Annotated in this window: 7 protein-coding genes, 1 other RNA gene and 1 pseudogene; 4 read left to right on the top strand and 5 right to left on the bottom strand. The window is 71.1% G+C overall.

Going from position 1 to position 6,806, the window contains the following annotated elements; translation table 11 throughout:
* The 3 genes from AC1DY2_RS12760 to AC1DY2_RS12750 all read left to right on the top strand — a co-directional run.
* A partial coding sequence (locus tag AC1DY2_RS12760) for an inositol monophosphatase family protein (protein ID WP_476762768.1) occupies positions 1 to 679 on the top strand: 679 nt, incomplete at its 5' end.
* A gap of 2 nt (positions 680 to 681) precedes the next feature.
* Positions 682 to 1,605 (top strand): LLM class F420-dependent oxidoreductase, encoded by a 924-nt coding sequence (locus AC1DY2_RS12755; protein ID WP_476762767.1) that lies wholly within the window; start codon positions 682 to 684, stop codon positions 1,603 to 1,605.
* Between the two features lie 48 nt (positions 1,606 to 1,653).
* Positions 1,654 to 2,733: a DNA polymerase IV gene (locus AC1DY2_RS12750; protein ID WP_476762766.1), complete on the top strand. Its 1,080-nt coding sequence runs from the start codon at positions 1,654 to 1,656 to the stop codon at positions 2,731 to 2,733.
* 75 nt (positions 2,734 to 2,808) lie between these two features.
* Here AC1DY2_RS12750 and ssrA read toward each other — a convergent pair.
* Positions 2,809 to 3,177, bottom strand: a transfer-messenger RNA (tmRNA) gene (gene ssrA / locus AC1DY2_RS12745).
* Between the two features lie 246 nt (positions 3,178 to 3,423).
* Between ssrA and AC1DY2_RS12740 the strand changes: the two genes are divergently transcribed.
* Positions 3,424 to 4,086 carry an SIMPL domain-containing protein gene (locus tag AC1DY2_RS12740; RefSeq protein ID WP_476762765.1) on the top strand — a complete coding sequence of 221 codons (663 nt, stop codon included), beginning with the start codon at positions 3,424 to 3,426 and terminating at the stop codon, positions 4,084 to 4,086.
* Between the two features lie 15 nt (positions 4,087 to 4,101).
* On the opposite strand, the gene AC1DY2_RS12735 is transcribed toward AC1DY2_RS12740, so the two are convergent.
* The 4 genes and pseudogenes from AC1DY2_RS12735 to AC1DY2_RS12720 all read right to left on the bottom strand — a co-directional run.
* Entirely contained in the window at positions 4,102 to 4,842 is a 741-nt protein-coding gene (locus tag AC1DY2_RS12735) for a tyrosine-protein phosphatase (RefSeq protein ID WP_476762764.1), read from the bottom strand.
* 50 nt (positions 4,843 to 4,892) lie between these two features.
* Complete coding sequence (smpB, locus tag AC1DY2_RS12730; RefSeq protein ID WP_476762763.1) at positions 4,893 to 5,369, bottom strand: SsrA-binding protein SmpB; 477 nt, start codon at positions 5,367 to 5,369, stop codon at positions 4,893 to 4,895.
* A gap of 125 nt (positions 5,370 to 5,494) precedes the next feature.
* Entirely contained in the window at positions 5,495 to 6,406 is a 912-nt protein-coding gene (ftsX, locus tag AC1DY2_RS12725; protein WP_309979418.1) for a permease-like cell division protein FtsX, read from the bottom strand.
* Positions 6,403 to 6,806, bottom strand: a pseudogene (locus tag AC1DY2_RS12720) (hypothetical protein); the annotation flags it as partial. The pseudogene AC1DY2_RS12720 and the gene ftsX, both read right to left, overlap by 4 nt.

The following is a 6,806-nucleotide window of genomic DNA, read 5'->3' as shown; positions in this document are numbered from 1 at the left end:
GGGCGACGGCATGCTCGGAGAGGAGTTCGGCACTGAGGGCGACTCGACCAGGCAGTGGATCATCGATCCGATCGACGGCACGGCGAACTTCCTCCGTGGCGTGCCGGTGTGGGGCACGCTCATCGCGCTCGCCATCGACGGCGTTCCCGTCGTCGGCGTCGCCTCCTCACCCGCGATGGGCCGGCGCTGGTGGGCGGCGCGCGGGCTCGGCGCGTGGACGAGCGCGTCAGCCGGTGAACTCGGCGTGAGCGACGGAGCGGCGGATGCGGCATCCGCTCGCGTGCCCGGTGCTCGCCGCCTGCGCGTCTCGGGCGTCGAGCAGCTGTCGGACGCCTCGCTCAGCTTCCAGAGCCTCGCCCAGTGGCGCGACGCCGGATACCTCGACCGGCTGCTCGCGCTGTCGGAGCAGGTGTGGCGCGACCGCGCCTACGGCGACATGTGGTCGTACGTGCTGCTCGCGGAGGGGCTCATCGACATCACCGGCGAGTTCGACGTGAAGCCGTACGACCTCGCCGCGCTCGTGCCGATCGTCGAGGAGGCCGGCGGCCGCTTCACCTCGATCGACGGCGAACCGGGCCCGTGGCACGGCAGCTCCCTCGCGACGAACGGGCGGTTGCACGACGCCGTGCTCGCCGCACTGGCATCGCCCGCCGCCCAGCACGACGGCGCGGAGGCCTGACCGTGGAGGTCTGCATCTTCACCGAGCCGCAGCAGGGCGCGAGCTACGACGACCAGCTCGCCCAGGCGAGCGCCACGGAGCGCCTCGGCTTCGACGGCTGGTTCCGCTCCGACCACTTCCTCCGCATGGGGGCCGGCGATCCGCTGCCCGGCCCGACGGATGCGTGGACCACCCTCGCGGGCCTGGCGCGCGACACCCGCCGCATCCGGCTGGGCACGCTCGTCTCCTCGGCGACGTTCCGGCACCCGTCCTTGCTCGCGGTCCAGGTCGCCCAGGTCGACGCCATGTCAGGCGGCCGCGTCGAGCTCGGGCTCGGCACCGGATGGTTCGCCGAGGAGCACGAGGCGTACGGCATCCCGTTCCCGGCGAAGCGCTTCGGTCTGTTCGAGGAGCAGCTCGAGATCGTGACCGGGCTCTGGTCCACGCCGGTCGGCGAGACCTTCGACTTCGCCGGCGAGCACTACCGGCTCGAAGGGGCGCCCGCGCTGCCGAAGCCGGTGCAATCGCCCGTGCCCCTCATCATCGGCGGCGGCGGGCCCAAGCGCACGCCGGCGCTCGCGGCCCGGTTCGCCACGGAGTTCAACATCGGCTTCCGCTCGGAGGACGTGATCGCCGAGACATTCGACGGCGTCCGCCGTGCGTGCGAGCAGATCGGACGCGACCCCGCGACACTGCGCACCTCGGTGGCGCTGCCGACCGTCGTCGCCACGAACGACACCGACTACCAGCGGCGACTGGCCGCGATCGATGCAGATCCCGACACGTTCGCCGACGTCAACGTCGCGGGCACACCCGCCGCCGCCGTCGAGAAGATCCAGCGCCTCCGCGACCTCGGTGCCGACCGGGTGTACCTCCAGATCGTCGACCTCCGCGACCTCGAGCACCTCGAGCTCGTCGCCGCCGAGGTGCTGCCACAGGTGCGCTGACCGTCGTACGCCTTCCCTCGCGCCAGGGCCGACCGGCAGACTGAGGGCGTGAGCGACGGCCCGACCCCGTGGGTGCTGCACGTCGACCTCGACCAGTTCATCGCGGCGGTCGAGGTGCTGCGGCGTCCCGAGCTCGCCGGCAAGCCGATCATCGTGGGCGGCCGCGGCGACCCGACCGAGCGCGCGGTCGTCTCGACGGCGTCGTACGAGGCACGCGAGTTCGGCGTCGGCTCGGGGATGCCGCTGCGCATCGCCGCGCGGAAGGCGCCCGACGCGATCATCCTGCCGGTGGACGCGGACGCGTACACCGCGGCATCCGCCGAGGTCATGGCGACCCTTCGGGAACAACCGGGCGCGACCGTGCAGGTGCTCGGCTGGGACGAGGCGTTCATCGGCGTGCGCACCGACGACCCCGAGGCCTATGCGCGGGCGGTGCAGCGCGCCGTGCTCGACCGCACCGACCTGCACTGCAGCGTGGGGATCGGCGACACCCTCGTGCGGGCGAAGGTCGCGACGGGGTTCGGCAAGCCGCGAGGAGTGTTCCGACTGACGGCGGCCAACTGGCTCGACGTCATGGGCGACCGGCCCACGCGGGACCTGTGGGGCGTCGGCTCGAAGGTGTCGCAGCGCCTCGCCGCCCACGGCATCACGACGGTCGCCGAGCTGGCCGCCGCAGGGCCTGACGTGCTCGTGCCGGAGTTCGGACCGAGGATGGGTCCGTGGTACGGACTGCTCGGACGCGGGGAGGGCGCACGTGAGGTCGACGACACGCCATGGGTGGCCCGAGGGCACAGCCGGGAGACGACGTTCCAGGAGGACCTCATCGCGTCTGCGCAGGTCGACGAGGCGGTGCGGGAGCTGGTGGCCAACGTGCTGAAGGACGTCGCTGCCGAGGGCCGCCCCGTGGTCGGGTTGACGCTGAAGATCCGCTATGCCCCGTTCATCACGAAGACGACGGGCAAGAAGATCCCCGAGACCTCCGACCCCGAGGTGGTGCTCGCCGGCGCGCTCGAGCTCGCGAGTCGCATCGAACCCGGCCGGCCAATCCGGCTGCTGGGATTCCGCGCCGAGATGGCGATGCCCGAGGATGCCCGCGACGGCGACACCCCCACCCGCAGCGGCTGGTGAGGGCGTTCGGGCCCGCAGACGACGAAGGCCGCCCCGCGGGGCGGCCTTCGTTCCACAACGTGCGACAACGGCCGATGGTGGAGATGGGGGGAATTGAACCCCCGTCCATCGCTGTGATTCCACGCCTTCTCCGGGCGCATCCTGTGAGGGCGTTCTACTCGGCCCCGACCTTTGCCACAGGCACCTAGGTCGACGAGCCCAGCCCGATAAAGTCCCGCACGTCGCTCAGGCGACGACGCGCAGCAAGTTCCCTAGATGACGCCAGCGACCGGGGCGGGAACAGACCCGGGCTGACGGACTAACGCACTCGCTTAAGCAGCGAGGGCGAAGTCAGACTGCTTCTTATTGGCAGTTATTGTTTCGCAGAGATCGTTTACGAGATAACCCTGCATCCTCGGCCCGCTTCTCGTGGGTTCGCAGACGATGTCGAAACCGATCATCCCCATGTGACGCCGCCCGGTCGAGACCGGTTCGGCGAGCCGTTGTCGCACGCTGTGGAGTTTCCAATCGGCGCATTCCCGAAGGTCTGCGGCCTTACWCGTTACAACATACGCGCCGCCTCGGACATTCCGGGTRCCCGCCGCCCGGGATGGCGTCGGCCGCCGGACGTATGCTGAGGTCGGCCGGGCGCTGCCGCGGCCGCCGGGCGTCGAGGTCGTCGTCCCGGCACCCGCATCCGAGAGGGGCACCATGCCGACCACGATCGCCGTCACCGGCCGCGCCGAAGAGCGCATCGCCCCCGAGCTCGCCGCCGTCTCCCTGTCGGTGGGCGGCTCAGGCGCGGCGCGCGACGACGTGACCGCGCGCACGGGCCGCGCGCACGAACGGCTGCTGGCCGAGGTGCGACAGCTCGAGGCATCTGGTTCCCTCGACACGTGGTCTGCGGGCCAGCTCCGGGTGTGGTCGCACCGTCCGTGGAACAACGAGGGCAAGCAGCTCCCGGTCGTGCACCAGGCCAGCGCCGACGTGGAGGTCGTGTTCAGCGACCTCGAACGGCTCGGCTCGTGGGTCGGCGAGGTGGCCACCGGCGATGAGCTGACCATCGCCGGCATCGACTGGCGGTTGACGGATGCCACGCGCCGGCGCGTGCAGGAGGCCGCCCAGCGCGCGGCCGTGGCCGACGCCGTCGCGAAGGCGCAGGTCTACGCGTCGGCGCTCGGACTCGGCACGCCAGCTCCCGTCGAACTGGCCGACCACGGCATGCTCAGCGCGCAGCCGATGCCCGCCGCGCCCAAGGCGATGATGATGCGTACCGCGGCCGATCTCGGCGGTGCGCCGACCCCCGAGTTCGCGCCTGCCGAGCTCGTGATCGAGGCGTCCGTCGACGCACGGTTCACGGCCGATCCCGCCTGATCAGGCGGCGCGGCGTCAGGCGTCAGGCTCGACGAGCAGCCGCTCGAGGGCTGACAGGTCGGCGAGGCTGAGGCCCGACGCCAGCAGGTACTCGCGCACGGAGCCGTGCATGCGCTCGACGGTGTCGATCACGCCCTCGAGCGCCTCGGGCGGGCTGCCGCCCATGAGCACGCGGAGTTCGGGGGTGTCGGGCACGCCGTAGTGGCCGATCAGCGCGACCATCTCTTCGAGCCACTCCCCCGCGAGGTTCGCCTCGGTGCGCGCGTAGTCGTCGACGACGGCCTGGTGGTCCACACCGACGGCGAGCAGCGCGAGGGCCACGACGATGCCCGTGCGGTCCTTGCCGGCGGTGCAGTGCACCACCACCGAGCGGTCGCCGGCGCTCGCGATCTCGCGGAGCGCGCTCACCACCACCGAGGCGTGCTGGGTGACGATGCGTTCGTAGAGCGCGTCGAGCGAGATGCCGCCCGCGCCCTGCGAGGCGCCGGAGCCCTCGAACACGGGCAGCTGGAGCACCTCGACGTCGAGGCCGTCGAGGTCGTCGGGCATGGCGCGCGACTCGTTCTCGTCGCGCAGGTCGATGATGATGCCGACACCGAGCCGCCGGAGTTCGTCGCGACCGTCGTCGCCGAGCCGGTAGAGCCCGTCGGAGCGGAACAGCACGCCCTCACGGATGCGTCCTCCCACGGCCGGCAGGCCGCCGACGTCGCGGAAGTTGTAGGTGCCGGGAACCGGGATGCGCGTCGACGTCTCCATCGACGCGAGCCTACCGCGCGGGGACGACACGGCGGCTGGGAGCCTGCTGCCTAGTCGCCGAGGTTGCGCCGGCTCGAGATCGCGCGGTCGGCCTCGCGCTTGTCCTGCCGCTCGCGCAGGGCCTGGCGCTTGTCGTACTCGCGCTTGCCCTTCGCGACCGCGATCTCGACCTTCGCGCGGCCGTCGGTGAAGTAGATCTGCAGGGGGACGAGCGTGTAGCCGCCCTCCTTCGTCTTGTGGCTGATCTTCACGATCTCGTGCTTGTGCAGCAGCAGCTTGCGCTTCCGCCGGGGCGAGTGGTTGTTCCACGTGCCCTCGGTGTACTCGGGGATGTGCACCGAGTCGAGCCACATCTCGCCGCCGTCGATGAACGCGTAGCCGTCGACGAGTGACGCCCGGCCCTCGCGTAGCGACTTCACCTCGGTGCCGGTGAGCACGATGCCCGCCTCGTAGGTGTCCTCGATCGTGTAGTCGTGGCGCGCCTTGCGGTTGGTCGCGACGACCTTCTGACCGCGTTCCCTGGGCACGGCGTGCTCCTTCGTTCGAGTGCGTTGCTGACGGATGCCGCCACGGCGGGTGGCCGGGCAGCCTTCGAGTCTAGCGGATGCCGCAGCATCCGCCGCCCGTCGGCCGCGGACGTGCCCCGACCTGCCTACACGCGAAGATATCGGGTGATCGCGATGCCCGCCGACACCGCGGCGAGCAGCACGCCCACGCCGATGAGGATGGGGACCACGAGGAACGCATCGGTGAGGTCGACGAACGTGAACGACAGGCTCTTCGCGAGGTAGCCCTGCACGAAGAACTGGACGATCGCGATCACCGCCCCGCCCGCGAGCAGGGACCCGATGAGGCCGGCGAACACGCCCTCGAGCACGAACGGCGTCTGGATGAACCGATTGGAGGCCCCGACGAGGCGCATGATGCCGAGCTCCCGTCGCCGCGAGAACGCCGACAGGCGGATCGTCGTCGCGATCAGCAGCGCGGCGGCGACGAGCATGATGGCCGCGATCGCGATGGCGGTGTAGCTCGCCGCATTGAGCACGTCGAAGATCTGGTCGAGGTACCGGCGTTGGTCGACCACCTGCTCGACGCCGGCGAGTCCCGCCAGGCTCTCGACGATCACCGCCGCCTGCGACGGGTCGACGAGGTTCACCCAGAACGTCTCGTTGAGCACCTCGGGCGTCACGTAGTCGGCGGCCGGCGTGCCCTCGAACTGCTCCTGGAAGTTCTCGTAGGCCTGCTGGTGGTCCTCGAAGTAATACTCGTCGATGAACGGCGCGAGGGTGTCGGATTCGAGCTGCGCCTCGATGGCGGACTTCTGCTCCTCGGTGGCCTCGCCGTCGACGCAACCGGCAGCCGTGGACACGGACGTGCAGAGGTATACGGCGACCTGCGCGCGGTCGTACCAGTAGTTCTTCATCTGCGCGATCTGCAGCTGCAGCAGCGCGGCAGTGCCCACGAACGTGAGCGAGATGAACGTCACGAGCACGACCGAGACGACCATGGAGGCGTTGCGGCGCAGGCCGCTCGCCGCTTCGGAGAGGACGAGTCCGAACCTCATCGCGTCGGTCCCACTTCCTGCTCGTCGTCTCCCTCGCGCGGACCGCCCGGGGCACGCAGCCCCAGCCGTTCGGCGAGCGTCAGCTGGTCGGATGCCGCGGCGCCGGGCTTCGGCGCAGCGGCGTCGTCGTCCGCCTCGGCCTGCGGCGCTTCGCCGTCGGCGGGCAGGCGCGGAATGACGCCGGTGGCGGCCGCCGTGATGGCCGCCGCGGCATCCGTCACCTCGTCGCGCTCTTCGGGCTCGACGTAGAGGGGCTGCTTCTCGTCCATGACCTTCTTGCCCACCTTGGGGGCGGCGCCCGGCGTCTTCGCCGGCTTCGTGCGCGCGGGCTTCGCCTTGGCCTCGCCCGCCGCGACGGCCACGGCCGCAGCGGTGGTGGCGGTGCCGGCGGTCACCGGGG

Source organism: Agromyces sp. P1_H4 (assembly GCF_056405255.1).
Note: the sequence above shows the minus strand (reverse complement) of the source record. Positions and strands in the feature narration are given on the sequence as shown.